This window comes from Protofrankia sp. CiT1 (assembly GCF_917627335.1).
Lineage (GTDB): Bacteria > Actinomycetota > Actinomycetes > Frankiales > Frankiaceae > Protofrankia.
In genome coordinates this window covers 1-17607 of record NZ_CAKJTP010000085.1, presented here as the reverse complement: position 1 = coordinate 17607, position 17607 = coordinate 1, and the positions used below count along the sequence as shown (strand labels likewise).

Sequence of the window (17607 nt, the reverse complement as noted above, 5' to 3'; positions counted from 1 at the left end):
GTCTCCGACATCTTTATCCACGCTGTCTCGTCCAACTCAGGCCTATCAACAGACACTAGCGGTCGGCGTGTCTCCGGCACCGGGACGAGCCGTCTCCCGGTCACAACCGTTCACCGGCGTCATCCACCACGGCCTCCTGGCGTCTCGCAATTTTTCTGTCGTTACCTGCGTTATTGTCGACCATTTTTGATGTTGATCTGGACGAGTCAGAGCTTCGCAAGAATCTCGCCCACAGCCGCGATCCCGCAGCTGGAAATCGACTACCTCGTTCTTCTCCTGCCGGCCGATCACCTGCTGCCGGAACCGCAGCCCCGCCTCGGTGAGCGATGACACACCAGCGCCGGTGCAGCATCGGCACAGTCGTCAAGCATCCCGGCCCCTTCCGCTGCACCGGCGGACCGCGCCCGGCCCGGTCCGCACAGACCTACTGACGAGTAGGAAACCACCCTGAGGCGCGACTTGCACGAGAAATTCAATGGCTCATCACCGACTGACCGGCTGACCAGGTCAAACTCTCCACGGTGAGCTACCAGACCCGGTCCGGAGCACAACCGCCTTTTCAACATCAAAAATAGGATTCACCCTGGACCGACCATGCGCCCGGCCCACCACATATGGCCTTTGCCCCGACGAGGGCTTTGCGGCCCAGACCCGGTTCATGAGGACGAGACGGGCACATTCATATTGGCGACCACGCTGTCCAGCCACCCTCTCCGCCGACGCCCAAAACAGCTTGCCATGAGTGCGATTAACCATGAAACTTGATTAAGTTGGATGATAACATATGATTATCCAAGAAAACCGGCCTAACCGAAAATCCCAGCCAAGCAGACAATCAAGCTCTGGGTACGCAGGTGACCGATTCATCAGGACTGCTACTTGTTCGTAACCGTCTTCAGCCACAGCTCGTTGCCATCTGGAGAGCATCACATGCCGCTGAACACGACGAACAAATTTGCCGTGAAAAAGCGTGGAGCCACTGAAACTGGCCACGTACCGCGGATATCCGTTATTATCGTGAATTCGCGGCTGCGGACCAGCATAATAATCTTGGCATTTGTCTCCTCGGCGTACTCGGTCCGGACCTGTCTGATCGGAGTATGATCATAAGATTCAACACTGGCGTCCCAATGATGCGGGCCGCCAGCGGGATCGGCTGTACGTTGGCTGAGGTGCCTTGACCGCGGTCCGCCAACCGCACCTCTTGGCCGTGAAGGAATGACATCATCTCGGTTCTTAGCGGGTCCTCCCGATTGTTACGGAGAGCGCCTGGCCCGAGGGATACGAATCAAGGAGTGAGATTGTGGCGCGTGCGACGCGAGGCGGCGGAAGGAGCCACCGGAAGTGTTGGGTGACGACCGACGAGCCAGGGCGTGGTTCACGCGTCTGGTCAGGAGAAAAGCTGGCCCCGCACGGCACCACCTGGGAACGTGGCGGTGTGCAGGTTGACGTAAAAGCCGGTGGGCTTGCTCCGAATCCTGTTCACCAGGTCCGGATCAAGACTGGAAACCGTGCCGGACACCGCGAAAATGCCGCTCGGGACCGGAGCGGTGAACAACGGCACCGCCACTGGCCCGTTGACACCAAACGTGCCCTGGTGAATGTGGCCGAGAGTGGGCGTCACCCCGGTCCACGCCAACGAGTAGCCGACGCGGTTCCCGTCAGGGCGGATGAGCGCGATGGCAAGACCGTGCGGATCCCCCACCGCCGGTCCGCCTGCGACCGGTACCTCCTGGTCCCCAGACAGGAAGGCGTGCAACGGCCCGTGGTCGACCAGGTCAAGGGGGGAGAGGCGGTGTCCGGCGGGTGCCAGCTGCCCACGGACAGCCCCACCGGGGAACTCACTGGTGTGCAGGTTCAGGTAGAAGCCGGTCGGGTTGCTCCGGATGGCGCCGACGATCGCTGGGTCGGTGACCGTCACCGCGCCCGCGGCCGCTGTGACGGTGGCAGGCATCCCCTTCTCAGCGAACAGGCTCACCTTGACCGGGCCGTTCACGCCTTTCCCACCCGCGTGGATGTGCCCTAGTGTGGGCGCGGCGATGCCGCTCCAGCGGAACGCGAACGTGGCCCTGTTCCCGCGCACCAGGACCTGCGCCGTAGCCTGGCCGTCCGGGTCCCCAACGGCCGGGCCGCCCGGAACGGGCACCTCCTGGTTGCCGGAGAGTTCCGCCGTCAGGAACAGCGGGGTGCGGTCGACGGGTGAGAGCTGGTGGGTGGGCACAGGCGCGGGCGCCCCGTGGTCATGAGCAAGCGCAGGCGCCGCGCCCAGCAGGCTCAAGGCCAGCCCCGCTGATAAAATCGTGAGGATGCGCTTTCGCAACGTTCCACATTCCTTTCACCAAGTTGCTGACCGTAGCGGGTTCATCGACACGCCTGTGGGACACACGGCATAGCCGTGCCAGAGGGTTCACGGCTGGCGACTTGCCGACAGGGCAAGACGTGAGAGGGTTCGGGGCTCCCCCGCCGGCAGGCCGCGGGGCAGCAACAACCCTTGATGGGCCTCGTCGTCGACGAGGTACAGACGCATCACCGCACGGCAGCGGAGACCACCCGGAACGGGCTGGATGGCCTCCGCCACGATCAGCGCCCAATCAGAGGACCCGTGACATCCGGACCAGGCCAGCGGGACCCCGGCACAGCCTTTCTGGATCCGCCAATCCCGCGGGCAGCGGGCCGTCGGCGACGGCTACGACAGCCTTACCTGCGACCGGGCCTGACGCTTGAGGGTCCGGCGTTCCTCCTCGGTGAGACCGCCCCAGACACCGGCGACCTGTCCGGTCTCCAAAGCCCAGCTCAGGCAGTCGTTCGTGATGGCGCAGCGGCGGCAGACGGCCTTAGCCTGTTTGATCTGCTGTTCCGCCAGGCCGGTCGTGCCGATCGGGAAAAAAATCTCGAGGTCCTCGTCACGGCACAGGGCACTGTGGCGCCAATCCATGTCAAGCCACCTCACCCAGGCCGTGTAGGGCGTCGTGAACGGATGCGCTCTGTCCGGCGACAGCGATCAGCCGCAGCGACGCATATAATGTGACTAATCTCTTATTAATCTCGCAAGCAATCTCCTCCATGGCGTACGGCGTAGCGCCGCTGACCGCCATGACCGGCGCGTAGAACGGGGCCTCCCGCGGCACGACGAGCCGAGGCGACACCTTCGGTGCCCCGGACAACACGTCCAGCGGTGGATCCGTCGTTCCGCTCCGAGCGCTGTCGACATGGATTTGCATGGGGCTGTTGCCGGCCTCAGCCGATAAACGGGCATACCTTGCCATGACTCGTGCTCCCCTGCTGGTTGCGAATATTCATGCTATGATCACGAATTTTCTGATCTTCCCGCTTGTTTTTGATATCCGCTCCGAGATTCGACGATGACTGGAGGCCCCGCCCCTCGCGCCGGGCGAGCAGCAGCTTCGCCGGCCCGACACAGCGGACGATGCCATCACACCCCCGCAGCCCGGCCTCAACCGCTGGACCGCACGATCCCCACAGGATGGGAAATTACCTCTTGATTCCGGGCATATCAAGCACCTCAGCTACCTTTATCATCCCAGCTCAGATGTGTTTTCCCGTTGCCAAGGGCACCACCCGCGAAGATCGAAAATTCAGCACGCAATCAAGATCAACAAGATGCGTCGTGTTCCAAACAAGCTCATATACTCCCGGAATCAGCGTCGTTGCTTCTTCGGTGAGGGCCGTCACAGCGTAGTTGATGGGGTTTGGAGAATGCACCAGCGCAGACGGTGCCAGGTAGCTCCAAACGGAGGTCTCCATAAGGAAATCGTGGCTGATGATCGGCCTTTCCCGCTTTCGCCCTGGCGCCGCGTCGGCGCCCTGGGGCAGGTGGCCGGAATGAATTTCCGCCAGGGCCGGCCGCTTCGAGCGTGTGGCCTGATATTCAGCGGTGATCAATAACCGCGGCTTGTCGATCATGTCGACGGCCGAAAAATCGATCTTCGCGTTATACCAGCCAGGCAGCCGCGAAGAAACGGCGCGCCCAGTCGCCTACCAGACTCCTGGCAGTCCCGCTCCTGGCCGTCAACACACGCCGAGGAACATCCGACGCACCATGGCGTCGGCCGGCTGGGCTCCGTATTACGCCGGCCAGCGCGCGGAACAGCGCGAACGTCGGCATGGTGAAGCACGCTTGGCGACTGGTCAGCAACACCACCGATGATGGCAGCGTCATAGCAGGAAGCGTCGGTGCCCGCTCTTCCTGCCTGCCCGGGAGCGCCAGTACTTCCATTATCCCCCCCTGCTGGCCTCCTGTTTTTCCCGCCGCGCATCGCGGTGGCGCTGTAGGAGGCGGCCAGTCGATCCGATTAACCGGTTGCCGTATATTTTGTCTTCGCATGATGAGAAAATTCATTGATTCCCGCCAAGCCAACATCAACAGTCAAGAAAAATCGGCCGCTGCACCTGCTGCTCGTCGGGCAGCCGCTCGGTTACCGGGCATCCCAGGACAAACGTCTGGGGACAATCAGCACGGACGCTGGCAGCCGTGGATCCCAACTGGCCGGCATCCCGCGCCAGGGCGAACCGCTCCAGGTGCTCGCGCACCTCACCCGCGGCCAGTGGCCCGGTATGACCGGGCGCCACCTCGGCAAGCAGGATCCGTGTCACGGAGGGAGCAGCGGTGCCTGCCGGCTCGGACAGATCACCACCAGCTACCACGACGAACCGAGTGCCCGGCACAAAAACGACGTCAGCGCGTTCGGCGCCCAGCTCCAGCATCGTGGTTCGGCGCCCGGTATGAGACCAGATCACATATTCCACCTCAGTTCCGAAAACAGCGGATTCCGACGTGGTTGCCTGCACGAACGCAGGTTCCTCAAGGAACGCGCCGGGTTGGCAACGGGCGACGGTGACTGCGCCAGCTGACACGCCTCGATACACCGGACCGCGTAGCGTGGGCAACCGCCGCAGACCGTCCGCGGCAAAGGCCGCGATCGAACTATTTTCCAGATTCACGCCCGACCGCAGGATCCCGTCGATGTCGGGTTCGTCACCGGCCAGGTATGCACGCAACGCAACAAGTCCAGTAATCAAATCGGTTGTGGACGGGCCGCCTGCCGACGCCCGCAGCCCAGGCTGCTGGGCCAAGAGCCTGGCGATCGCACGGACATGCTCCCCGTGCCGGCGCCGGATGAGGTCAGCCGACTCATGCGGGGACAGGATCGCGGGATGCCCGGTGGACGAATCCGCCGTGACGTCAGGCGCCGCGGTCGACGAGGCTGGAACCCCGACCGGCCGCGGAGACATGCTGTCCGCACTCACGAGGTCGACCTGATCCGGCGCCAGCCCACCAAGATCTACTGGTCGGGCATCACCCTCGGTCATCTCAGCGGAGGGTGGGCATGCCAGTGGGACAGCATGCTGGGTCAACGCCAGACCTGACGACGGTTCAGCCGGTTGCTCTCCCGCATCCGTACAACCAGGCACTTCCTCCCATGGCGGTCTGTCCGCCAGCGCAACGACCTCAACCGGCCGCACCGACATCGTTTCCAGATCGCCATGATCCGCAATGGCGACCGAGACCTCCGGGACCTCCGTCGATATTGGCGTCGGCGTCTCCTCGCTCCGCTGCTGATCCTCGGCGAGGCTGCGGGGCTGCCGCAGTTCGACACCGGGGAAGGCGGTCTCGGCAGGCTGGGTCAATCGCTGCCCGGTGAGTGTGGGTTCGTAGCGCCACCACCGTCCATCCGGTTGGCCGGCAAACCGCGGCCGCCCGCTCCCGCGCTCCGGTTGGTCCGGCCGGCCGCGGAAGGCCAGACTGGCAGAGATCAGCTGCTGGCCCCACGTCCACAACGGTTGGTCGGCAACGGTGACGCAGATCCCGAGATGTGACGCAAGCAGCCGGGCTTGCGGGCCGGTCCCCGCCGTCGGCGGGTCCGACAGCAACACCAGCTCCCTGCCATCCCACCGATCCCGGACAGCTGCCAGCGCCAAGGCCAAGGCCCAGGAGTTGAGGCTCTGGTCGCCGACCCGGAAGGCAGCCGCGGAGCCGGCCGGGGCACGGTCGATCACAATACCGAACCACTCCGGTCGGGCGGACCGGCACCATACGCGGTACCGCTCAGCCAGTTCCGCCACGCCTGTGCCGCTGGCGGCGGCGAAAAGCACACCGCTCTGTGAACAGTCCGATGGGGTGACCGCTGGCCGTCCGGTCGGAACCGCCGGCATCGTGCCCGCAGCGCACTGCGGTGCTGTGGTAAGGGCCGCCTTGGCCGCGGCGTCGAACGGGTAGCAGTCCGCTATGGTCCGCACGGTCGGGATGTCCTGACCAACGCGTCTCGGCCATACCGCCCACCATCGGCCCCGTGGCCGCGGACCGGCCACGACCGGCACGCCGAGCCCATCAGCGAGCACTTGCGCCACCCAGCCCGCCGGAGTGTTATTGGTGACGAGCAGTAGCGGACGCGCGCCGAGGGCCTCCCGCTGAACCACGAGTTCGACGAGCCCAGCCGGGTCAAGCCGGGCACCCGCGGCTCCAAACGCGGCAGTATCCGGGTCATATTGGGCGATCACCGAGTAAAAATCGGAGTCAACAGACCACCACTGCTCAGGTTGCGCCGGCTCGCAGACGACGAGGACGTCGTCCACCGCGGCCACAGCCGGCGCCGCAGCGGCCACAACCGGCGTCGCAGCAGCCACAGCCGCGACCGGTGGAGGGTGCGGCGGCGCGGCCCGAACTACCTCCGGCACCATCGGGACAGGCACGGGCGTCACTGGAACCGCTGCCGCAGGCATCGGGGCACTCGGCGGAGCAGCCGGAGCCGCTACCGTAGTGGTGAACCCGGCTGGGCTGCGGATCGCGACAGAGTAGGCCTGCGGCGCCACGCTGGCCTGGTCGTAGCCAACCTGAACGACGAGGTCCCGCAAACCCTCGGGCAACAGCCCGATGATCTCCCTCACCTCGTCCTGCTCGGGTACGACCGAGTCCGGGCCACCGACGACCAATAAGATCCGCTCATCCCTCGGCGTGATACCGAAGACGGGGTCGGAGAGCAGACCCAGGCCCAGCCGCGGCCCGTGCATCCAGATCCCGGCCGGGATCGACTCAACGATGTTCCCGGACGGCAGCGTTATCGTGCCAGCCGGCAGGTCGTGCTCCCACGGCGGTGCCGGATGGCGAAGTGCGACCAGCGGCGCGGTGGACCCGTCCGGATGGAAGCGGCGCCAGCCGCCCCGGCCGCGATAGCGATGGCGACGGGCGTCCACGTACAGCAGGCTCTGGCCGACCAGCAGGATCGAGCCGTCCGCGGCCGCCACATCGATACCGAGCCGGCGCGCGAGCAGCCTGGCCGGCGAGCCCGGATCCGATATGCCAGCGCCCGACAGCACCAGGCGGATCCCCGACACCCCGTTGGACAGGAGCGGGCTGACCGCCGCGGTGACGAGGTCCGCCAGATCCGCCGAACTGAACCGGACCGAGAGATTGACAATCACGGGTATCCACGCGGGTTCCGGCGGCAGCCTCCGCAGGAACGCCTCGATCAGCCCCTCGGTGAACAGTGACTTCGTTCCGTCACCCTGCACCAGGATGCCTGGCCCCACGGCACACGCGTGCACCCCGTCCCACACCGGCCAGGTGTGGCCATCCCTGGCAGGAGCAACTGTGTGTCCGGACCGCGCCCACGACCCTGACGCTGCCGGCAGGGCATCCGGACCCCGCAGCCGAGCCGACAAGATCGTCATGTCCGTCTTCCGCTCGGGTAATCGTCTATTTCCCCGTCCCTTTCCCCGTCCAACAGATCGTCACCATTGCCGGAGGCATCGCCGACGGTCCAGGCCGCCTCGTCGGCCGGGGGCTCCATCAGTACCGCCAGCACCCGATGCATGGCGGGCCCGTCGACCGTGGGCACTCGATACTGCGCCTGCCGGATGTGGGTCAACAGGTCCTCCTCCGGGCAGAGCTCATATTCCCGGAGGTAGTAGGTGACGCTGTCGGTCCAGATCCAGCTGCCGTCGGTACGGAAGGTCATGGGAACGACCGCGGCCTTGGTGGGATCGACGACATCGTCCATCCGCGCCGCGGTGACCAGAACCGGCGTACCATCGCGCAGGTAGTCGAGGATCCGTCCCCGCTCGCCAGCGTCCGGCAGGCGTGGATGGTCGGCGTGGAAGCGAGGGCCGGTCTCCGGGGTGACCTCGTCGAATACCCGTGCCACCCGGATCTCCCGTTCTGGTGCGGCTGCCCACAGCAACGCCGCGGACGAGCGGGCGAGCCGATGGTAGACCGGCAGTTCGCTGCCGCTCTGGTAGACTTCGACCTGTCCGTCCTGTTCTCCGGCGAAGGCGAGGTCTCGCTGGACACGGGCGGCCAGTGCCGGCAGGTCCGACCCGCCCTCGACCTCGACCAGGTAGACACGTCGCGGTGGCGGCCAGGGCGAGCCGTCCGCGGGATGCCGCCACGCCCGCCACAGGCCGAGCCCGCCCGGCTGCGAACGGACGGTGTCCAGCGCCGCGCGGTCTACCTCGTCCGCCGTCCGGGCATCCGCGCCCGGGACTGCCGTGGTGAAGGTGTACGGCAGCAGCGGCTCGTCGTCAACGACGTCAACTTCGCTGAGCGTCTCAGCCGATCCGCCGGCAGCTTCGAGCAATACGGCAAGAATTGCGATGTCCTCATGGCTCAACGCGATTTTTTGCATAATTGCGACAAACGCCACGCTACGGGCGATGTCACCGTATGCGCCGGCTGCCAGCCACGCCCGGCACTGGCTCAGCAGATCGTCGGGTACCCGGCCAGCGAGCCGCAACAGCATCTCGTGCGCGGCTGTCACCTGGTACCGGGACTCATCGGATTTAGTGGGCATGGACTCTCCTCGTTGTTGTTCACCCGTCGCCGCGGACCGCACGGGGAATCCCTGGGTACGTCCTCACTACTCCACGAGGGTGACGCGCACAGCGTTCAACAGGTCACGGCTTACCTCGGTCACCGCGTAGGAATGGCCAGGCATAATCAACAAGGTGCTCCCCGGCGGTTGGCCGTTCGCTTCGGAGATATCCAGCGCGGTGCCGAAGATTGCCAGACCGACGGCCGCACCGACGATCACGGCCGGGTCTCCGGAAGCCCGCACGAATCCCGGCAGGCCGATCCGGGTGCCCGGCGGGATGGCGGCGGCCATCTCCGGGGCGAACAGGTTCGCCGCGTACATCCATCCGTGGTATGTCCTGACCCGGCTCTCGGGAGGCTTCTTCGCATAGGCGGTCGTGCGGTGGATGCCGTTGTGGCCCCGCACTACCAGGGCAAGCAGATCGTTGGGCGTCAGCAGCGCCCGGCCGGAAGCATCCGCCGCGAACCGCTCCACCTCACGGACCAGCTCCGCCGCTCGAGCGGCACCCATCCATCTCAGCATTTCACTAAAAGTATGCATGCCATCACCGGACCACTGCCAGCGGGATCTTGCGTTGTCGGCGCCCCGGGAAGTGTCCACCGGCTTGGTATCGCCAGTGCTCCGACCGTTCTGCGACGCACCGGCGACCGTTGAGGGATCCGATGGGTCCGCCCGTCCATCACGAAGCGTCACAAACGTCGAACCAGGCTCCGGCCAGTCGCTGACCACCAGCTCAACCTCGGCCGCCGGGTCAACGACTGCGACAGTCACCGTCGCCGGAGTGGCGTTCAGCAATGCGGAGGCGTCCCGACCTGTACCCGGCGGGAACTGCACGACGGTCATGCCGTCACCCGTCTGCGGAAGCGTGCTTGAGACCGTCAGTGGATGCTCGGACGCGGCCTGTACCCAGTGGACGACAGCATCCTCCGACATCGGCGGCAGGCTCGCATACACGGGTGTCGGAACGGTCGGCAGCTGTTGGACCAGCTCGGAGACAGCCGTACCGGCGCCCCAGCGGAGTGCCGCGGAAGGCGGATCGAGCATCGGGGCAGTAGACGTTATGCCGATGACGCCGGCGTTGGTCAGCGCCGTGTTCAGCTCGTTTCCGATCAGATCGACGCGCTGGCCGTCCGCGGTGTAGCGCGACCACCCGACCGAGTCGCTGGCGGTGTCGGGGACGAGGATCGGTGCGGGGAGCCCGGTAGAGGTGAAGGCGGTGTTCGCCCACACGATCCGCCCGTCGGGCAGATGCCAGACGTCTCGGGATGAAGCGATGACATCGACCCCGAGAACATCGCGCAGCCGGCTGGCGAACGAGCCGGGACCGGCTGTCTTCCCTCCGCCACAGATCACCAAAATGATTGGTTGGTGGTCGTTCCAACCTGGGAACCGCCGGATACGGTCGGCGAACTGAGCCGGGTCGAGAACTTCACTGCCCCATCTGATGTTGCCGGTTACCGGATCACTATGACCAAAAATCATCGTGTGGCCAGGAATTGGTGGCACCGTGGCGGCGGCCCTGTCGTGTGCGGCGGTGTGGACATTCCCGGGCGGCGGTGGCACCACCAGGCCCGCCGGCACCTGTCGGGGCGCGACACCGGAGTCAGCGTTGGTGGCAATATTGTTGGTGGCAATATTGTTGATGGCAGTGTTCACGATATTAGCGGACTGGATGGTGGGCAACGGGCTATCGGGCTGGAGCGCGAGGTAGTGCCGGCCATCCCGGAGTACATACAGGGCTTCGCCCTGAGCAATGCTCAACGGGTTCGGTGGCACACCATTCTCGAGAACGATGATGTTCTGGCCGAGCGCGCCAGCGGTGATCTGTGGAACCTCGTCACCGAAAGGAGTGTTCCACAATATGGTATTCATGACGGCGTGGGCGAAGAGATTGATGGAGTCGGGCAGCGCACCGTGCTGGCTGTAATAGTTCAGGGACAGTGTGACCGCCTCGGTCATACCGGGGTTGTTAGCCTGCCGATAACGGGTCCGGATATCCTTAAGCACCCGTACCGGATCTCTCCTGAGGCGCTTATTCAGTTCCTCCCGCCGGGCCGCGGTCTCGAGGTTGGCACGCTCCTGAGGATAGGTTTTCTGTCGGGTCTGTATATCGACGCCGGTCACCGTCGGAGTAAATCCCGGCAATGTGTTATCCGCGAAGTCGGCGAATTGCCCCGGGTTCAGTTCGCTGAGCTGTTCCCGCAAATCCTCGCGGGCCTGGTTGTCTTCTTCGCGGTTGAGCATTTCATCCCGTATCTTGCCCTGCCTGATCCGCTCGCTGATTACACCGTCCACGTTCGGGGTAAATTTTGGTAGCAGTGCTAGCAGGTCCGCATCCGATAGGTCCTGCAGCAGCAACGGCACCGGGTCACGGTTGGTATAAAAATCCTGTCCAGCGGTATCGGTATAAAATTTCGTCCCGGCCTTGAAGCGCTGCTTCTTGATCCCTGCCGAACCGATGGATGTCCCCTCGGAGTTGGTGGGGCTGTTGGGTGGCAATCCGAAGTGTTGGAAGGACTCGCTGAGCTGTTTCGCCGCGAAGAAACAGTCCCCGTCCCTGGGTACATCGACTACCCGGGCTGGACGGCCGTCGGGCAGGGTCAGTTCGATGTCCCCGTTACTATTTTTGATCAATACTGTCGGCTCCGATGCCGCCGACGGATTCCAGTCCAACGGATTCCAGTCCAACGGATTTATGAACGACTCCGGTCTGTTCGATTCCGATATCAGGTCCGATGTTTCCTGTGCGGACTGAGCCGGCAGTTTACCCTGCTGCCTCTCCGAAATCACCGACGCGTCCCCAGGGAGCGATGGGAGAGGCTTACCCGGCCCCACCAACGATGCCTGAGAAGACTGCGGAGACGACGTCAGCCCCGACAAGTAGCGAGCCGCCAGCTTGCCCTGCTGCTTCCCGGAAAGCACCGACGCGCCCGCGGGGAGCGATGGGAGGGGCTTACCCGGCCCCACCAATGATATCTGGGAAGACTGCGGGGACGACATCAGCACCGACGAGTAGCGAGCCGGCAGTTTACCCTGCTGCCTCTCCGAAATCACCGACGCGTCCACAGGGAGCGGCGGGAGTGGTTTACTCGACCCCACCAACGATATCTGGGAAGACTGCGGGGACGACATCACCGTCGGCGGATTAAAAATTGCCGGGCCGGAGTGACCCGAGCCGAGTGGAGTGGTCTCGGCGACAGGGATACCGAGTTCGACCGGCACGACGCCAAAAACTGTGCTGGTCGTGTCACCGGACTGGAACGTGAAAGTAATTTTTGTGAAGCCCTCGTAGATAGCGGTCGGAGTGGAGAACTTACCATTGTCGACCACTCGTCCAGTAGTGATCTTGGCACTCGCGTGCCGGTTGCGGTACTGAAAACCGAGCGCCGCGCTCACCGTGATGCTGCTTTTCTCGCCAAGGTCAATTTCTGGGCCAGCCTGGCCCTGAAGACCCGCGATCCAGAAATTCCGGCTGGTCATCGAGGCCTGGGTGGAGGTCTCGTTTACCGGGTTGAGTTCGGCGCCCTTGTCCTGACGGATGTACCGTAGTTCCACGATCTCCGCGGTCGCCGTCACTGACGCGTGAGAGGCACCGATGGTATTGCGCAGCGGGGGGGACGACAGGGTCTCCCCACGGGTCATACCCGGCAGGTGAGCAGTCAGCCGCGGGTTACTGGTCGTGGCTCGTACAATCGGACCGATCTTCTTCCAGGTCTTCGGACCGAAGAACTTCTTCCCGGTCACCTCCACCAGCTGGTGCAACCCTCCGGTGTCTGGCAGCCCGCGCACGACATCGCTGTCACGGAGCCCACCATCCGGCCCGGCGGAGAAGACCCGCGCCGGGGGGATCAGAGTGTCGTCCGGGGCGGGCGCGTCGAAGCCTGTTGGTCCGATCTTCCGGTTGGTCGGCGTGTTGGTCGGAGTTTCGGTGGAGGCGTCGGTAAAGGTCGTCTGCGCCGACGAACGGGCTTCGACCTGTTCGGTCAGTCCCCGAAAACCCACCTGCGCCACATCGATACCGGTACGCTTCGGGCCGACATATGGGTTGTACTCCATCCGGAAATGCAGGTTCGCTATACCGTCGAACGCCGCTCCCGGGACCTTTGTTTTCGTGGTCATGGCGGATTTCGAGGCGGTCCGTTGTACGCCGAGGTCATCGCGGCCGATGAGACCGGTGAGCGCGACACCCACCCGGGCTGTGACCGGGCTGGCGCCGGTCGGGTCAATACTGCCAGTGACCTGCACCGTCGCCCCGCCACTGCGGGAGGTATTCGCCGCAACGACGCTTTCGGATCCGGTATCGGACGCGGCGTTCGTGACCGACCGTTCTGATCCGCTGTTGAACTCGGTCTGGGTAGTGTTGTTCACGTGTGTCATCGACCGCACCGACGCGGTGATCATAACCCGACCGCGGGGAACCGTCACGACGATCGGTTGCTGACCCATCATGGTTTTGAAGTCCTGGTGCAGCCGGGTCATACTCACTTCGGTTGTGATTTTCTTGACCACCGCGGGCCACTGGGAACCGAAGATACCGCGGCCTTTGGCGTCGACCCAGGCCAACACATCAGTCATTCCGCCCGGGGGCCGGCCCGGTGCCGGCAGCTGATGGAGATTAACCGGGTCAGGGGGACGCGTGCTGTACACATCCTGGACGATGTCCGAGGAGGTCAGTCGCAACGTCTGGGTCACCCGCGGCGGAGGAGCGAACAACTTGTCCGGAATACGGGGCGCCACGGTGGTGTCGGCCTGGAGAAGCTGGGTGTCACGCTCCGGAAAAATCACAGCGGTGGTGACGTCGAACGTTCTGTTTCTGATCGGAAAACGTTGGCCCAACCGAGTCAGGTCGAAATCAACATGGAAGTGGACCGAGCCCTTGAACAACGCCCCATCTTCAACGGTCTTCCCCTTCGTGATGCTACGGCCGGCGGCCTGCGTGACGTTGCTCCTGCTCCAGTCGCTGTTGAAGACCGGCGTCACGGTGGCCGACACATGCGGCGCCTTGATCTTCAGCGGTGTCGTAACAATACCTCGATGCTGGCTCTCACTTGAGAAACCGATTCCGGTCTCCGATTCCGCACCGTTTTCGAATTCGACCTTCCCCAGCGTCTCCTGATAGACAAGATCGTTACCGATCTCCGCACGGACTCGGATCTTGCCCGACCAGCCGTTTCCGGAGACCTTGACCGCTATGGTCTTCCCACCGGTCAACGCAGCCAGGTTCGATTTGAGTATTGCCGGGTCGAGCCGGGTGGACAGCTCTTTTTTCGCCGTCCACCAGCCCGCGGTTCCCAGCGCGGGTTCAAGGTCGTCCTGGATCCCGTCGAGCAGCGCGCTGTCATCTGGCCCGAACCCGAGCACGATGTCGGATGACGCCAACCGGCCGTCCAGCGCCCGCTGCGGCGGGACCATCGCCGCGGCCTTCTCATCGCCCGGGTTTTTCGTGAACCACCCGGTCGGCGGGATCACCGTGTTCCCGTCGAGTATCCCCTGATAATCTCCGGCTGTAATTTTTGCCGGGCCGGTATAGGGACCGGTCACCGTTGTGACCTGACCGGACGGGATCGAGATCTCCACCGGCACCCGCACCGTCACCAGCTGCTTCTCGCCACGTTTCGTCGAAAACGTGAAATGCAGGTCCACCTCGCTGTCGAACACCGCGACCTTCAACGGGAACTTCGCGTTGCTGACGACCTTGCCATTGGCGGTCTGCCGCGGCCCTTGCCGGCCAAGATGCTGGTAACCGCCACCGGCGGTCTGGGTCACCCCGACCGTCTCACTCGCCTCGTTCTCTCGGCCGCCCGATCCGACGATCTGTTTGGTCGACCAGTCCAGCCGCCGTTGGGAGGAAAACGTTGTCTTCTCACCCTGCGGAGACAACTCGGTGGCCAGGTCCCGGCGAAACTGCATGGAGTGTACGGTCGCGGTCGCGGTCACCATCGAACCCGGTGGGAGAAGACGCTGCACCAGATCCGGGCCGCTGAACGTCTGCCCCCGGGTCATGGACGACAACCTGCCGATCAACTCGTCGCGGCTGAATCCATCGAGCACTGTATCCCGCAGCTGCCACCACGCAGCTTTCTTGAAAAACCGCTCACCGGCGGTATCCAAAGCGGTACGCACGTTCTCGATCCCATACATGTCGCGGACCACGTCGGTATCCAGCAGTCCCGGGCCGAACACCCGCCGCGGCGGCAACATGACCGAGTCAGGTTTACTGCTCGGGGCTGCGGTGGCCGGCACGGTGGTATTAACCGGAACGGAGGTATTAGCAGACGATGCGATCCACGGGGTTGGTGTTTTCACCGCCACCAGCTCCGCGCCCTCCAGCACCGTACGGAAACCCAAAGTGCTGGTACCCACCGCGGTCTTCAACTGGCCGGGGATCGACTCGTTGGTCATGCGAAAAATCAGCTCGGCTTTCCCGTCAAAAACCTCCCCGAAGGTCTTCGTCTTGTTCGTCATACCCGTCTTCGACGATTCACCATGAATAGTGACGTTGTCACGAGCGAGTTGCCCCGTTCCGGTGATCGTCCCATCGTCCGGAGCGTTCTTCGTGACCACCCCCTGCCCGGCCAAGGTCGCGGCGTTGGTCCGGACTGAGCGCACGTTGGTGTTGTTGTGGACCTCACTACCCACGTTGAACTCGGTCTGCGGTGTCGAACGCACGTGTGTCATCTCGACCACCCGAGCGGTAATCTCCACGCGGCCCGACAGCACCGAGTTCAGATCGAACGACAGCGGCTGCCCCGACATCATCGCCTGCAGGTGCTGATGGACCTGGTCCAACGTGATGAGATCAGCGAGTTCTTTCTTTACCTTCGTCCAGGAGCCGCCGAACGCAGCCTGCCCCTGCCCACCCGCGTCCAGGGTGTTCAGCACCCCCCGTATCCCGCCACCGCCAGACGCGACACCGGGGACAGCAGGGGCGCCTGTACCGCTAAGAACCTCCCCCTTGAGCTTCGACCAACCGGTCTTAGCGTTCTCCGTGGCAGCATCAGAATCAGCGGTGGCGGTATTCGGAGCAGGTGCTGGCTCATATACATCCCACACAACGTCGGACGATCCCAACCGCTGATCGCGCTGGATCCGCGCCGGTGGCAGGTAGTGCCTCTTGGGCGCCTGCCCGGCCGAGGTGTCCGCCTGCGGCACGGCGACGCGTACCCCGACCCCGACGGTCTGTCGATTCGGTGAGATGGTATGTGCCATGCGGGAGATATTAATCGTGATACCAATGTTCGCCTGCGCGGTGAAAATCGACGCGGGCTCCACCGTCTTCGATTTTTTGATCGACCGCCCGGCAGACGCATCCGCCATACCGGACTGCCAATCCCAGAAACCACCAGGCGTCACCGTATAGTCAGCCTTCGGCGTTTTCGCCCGAACTGGAAAACCCGCGATCAACCGCCAGCGGCTATCCATGGACGACAGCGACCCGGACTGGGACTCCGAGCCCGTTTCGAACTCGAACTTGGCTACATCTGTGTCGTGGACAAAATCGGTCAACTTGGCGTCAAGAGTGATTGTTCCAGTCCATCCAGCATAATTGACCGGCACGGTCCACGTATCACCGCGCAATACCGAGGAAAGCTGCGCTTTCACCACCGGTAAGCTGAACGAGTGCTGCAGTACTGGGGCGACCCGGGACCAGCCAGCACCGAACCCCGGCTTCAGCTGCTCCTCGATCTCGTTCCAGGGCAGCAACTCACCGGGATACAGGCTGATTACCGTATCCGACGCGCTGATCCGCCCCTCCACCTCCAACCGTGCCGGCGGATGCACCAGAGGTGCTGCCTTCTGCGACTGCGACGGCAACACCGGCACCGACGACTGTTTCACCGACGTCACCGGCAGACGCTTTGCCATCGGCGACTTTTTCGTCACCGATGGCGACGGCGATACCAGCTTCGGTTGAGATTGCAACAGCGACGGCGATGACGGGTTCCGCAGCAGCGAGAACCGCCTCAGCGGCTTCGATTCCTGCGTCTGCACCGCATCTATCAACTCCGCCGACGATGCCTTCACCGGCAGCGGCTTCGATGAGGACGACTGCCCAACCGGCGGATTCTTCTTTTCCTGGCCCGGCAACTCCGGCACCGACGACAGCCGCGATGGCTTCTTCTGCAACTTCCGATCCGCCGACGTCTTCCGTTCCTGCTCACCCTGCTTCAGCTCCGCCCGTATACGCTCCTTCAACAGCGCTAGCTCACGATCATCCTGTTTCTCCTGGAGCGATGTCCGCTGCTCCGACGACTCCACTGGCTTTTCCACCACCACCGACTCCACCGGCTCCTCCACCACCACCGACTCCACCGGCTCCTCCACCACCACCGACTCCACCGGCCTCTCCACCACCACCGACTCCACCGGCTCCTCCACCACCACCGACCCTTGTTGTCCCCCCGAACCCGACAACCACGATGGCATCATCGACCACAATGATGGCAACGACGGTGACAGCTGCTCCGAAAGCACCGACGACGGCGGCTGGACTGGCTGCCCCTGCTCTTCTCCCGGACCTGACCACCATTGCGACAACATCGACCACAACGACTGCGACGACGATGATTCGCTATGTTCCCCGCTGCCCTCTCCCAACCCTGATCCTCCACTAGTCGTGGCTACGGACGAAGGTGTGAGCACGGCTGTCGCGCTACTCGATGCCGAACTGTTAGTCACTGACGTCGAGACAGTAGCCATTGATGTCGAAACAGTCGCAGAGGAGGTCGTACTGACGGTCGTGTCGTTTTGCTGTTCCTCGTCCCGTGGCCCGGGGAAG

The 17607-nt window shown here is 63.9% G+C and carries 8 protein-coding genes; 1 reads left to right on the top strand and 7 read right to left on the bottom strand.

Annotation, left to right across the window (positions count from 1 at the left end; translation table 11 throughout):
* The coding region (locus tag MJ785_RS14320) for a hypothetical protein (RefSeq protein WP_239311130.1) at positions 1–190 on the top strand (190 nt) is incomplete at its 5' end.
* Between the two features lie 1200 nt (positions 191–1390).
* On the opposite strand, the gene MJ785_RS14315 is transcribed toward MJ785_RS14320, so the two are convergent.
* The 7 genes from MJ785_RS14315 to MJ785_RS14285 all read right to left on the bottom strand — a co-directional run bounded on the left by MJ785_RS14315 (position 1391) and on the right by MJ785_RS14285 (position 17213).
* The gene (locus tag MJ785_RS14315; protein ID WP_239311129.1) at positions 1391–2320 is read right to left on the bottom strand and encodes a CHRD domain-containing protein; all 930 of its coding nucleotides are present in this window, start codon (positions 2318–2320) and stop codon (positions 1391–1393) included.
* Positions 2321–2686: 366 nt separating this feature from the next.
* Positions 2687–2935 (bottom strand): WhiB family transcriptional regulator, encoded by a 249-nt coding sequence (locus tag MJ785_RS14310; protein ID WP_239311128.1) that lies wholly within the window; start codon positions 2933–2935, stop codon positions 2687–2689.
* A gap of 1 nt (position 2936) precedes the next feature.
* Positions 2937–3221: a hypothetical protein gene (locus MJ785_RS14305; protein ID WP_239381295.1), complete on the bottom strand. Its 285-nt coding sequence runs from the start codon at positions 3219–3221 to the stop codon at positions 2937–2939.
* 325 nt (positions 3222–3546) lie between these two features.
* Positions 3547–3924, bottom strand: a complete 378-nt coding sequence (locus MJ785_RS14300; RefSeq protein ID WP_239311126.1) for a hypothetical protein — start codon at positions 3922–3924, stop codon at positions 3547–3549.
* Positions 3925–4380: 456 nt separating this feature from the next.
* Complete coding sequence (locus tag MJ785_RS14295) at positions 4381–7689, bottom strand: hypothetical protein (protein WP_239381293.1); 3309 nt, start codon at positions 7687–7689, stop codon at positions 4381–4383.
* A complete protein-coding gene (locus MJ785_RS14290) occupies positions 7686–8807 on the bottom strand; it encodes a hypothetical protein (RefSeq protein ID WP_239311124.1) in 1122 nt (373 codons plus the stop codon). The genes MJ785_RS14295 and MJ785_RS14290 overlap by 4 nt, the downstream gene beginning before the upstream one ends.
* Positions 8808–8873: 66 nt before the next feature.
* A complete protein-coding gene (locus MJ785_RS14285) occupies positions 8874–17213 on the bottom strand; it encodes a hypothetical protein (RefSeq protein ID WP_239381291.1) in 8340 nt (2779 codons plus the stop codon).
* Positions 17214–17607: the final 394 nt, after the last annotated feature.

Bases quoted from the DNA above. Each gene is read 5' to 3' on its own strand.
- MJ785_RS14300 (WP_239311126.1), bottom strand. From the start codon at position 3,924: ATGATCGACAAGCCGCGGTTATTGATCACCGCTGAATATCAGGCCACA.
- MJ785_RS14305 (WP_239381295.1), bottom strand. From the start codon at position 3,221: ATGCAAATCCATGTCGACAGCGCTCGGAGCGGAACGACGGATCCACCG.
- MJ785_RS14310 (WP_239311128.1), bottom strand. From the start codon at position 2,935: ATGGATTGGCGCCACAGTGCCCTGTGCCGTGACGAGGACCTCGAGATT.
- MJ785_RS14295 (WP_239381293.1), bottom strand. From the start codon at position 7,689: ATGACGATCTTGTCGGCTCGGCTGCGGGGTCCGGATGCCCTGCCGGCA.
- MJ785_RS14290 (WP_239311124.1), bottom strand. From the start codon at position 8,807: ATGCCCACTAAATCCGATGAGTCCCGGTACCAGGTGACAGCCGCGCAC.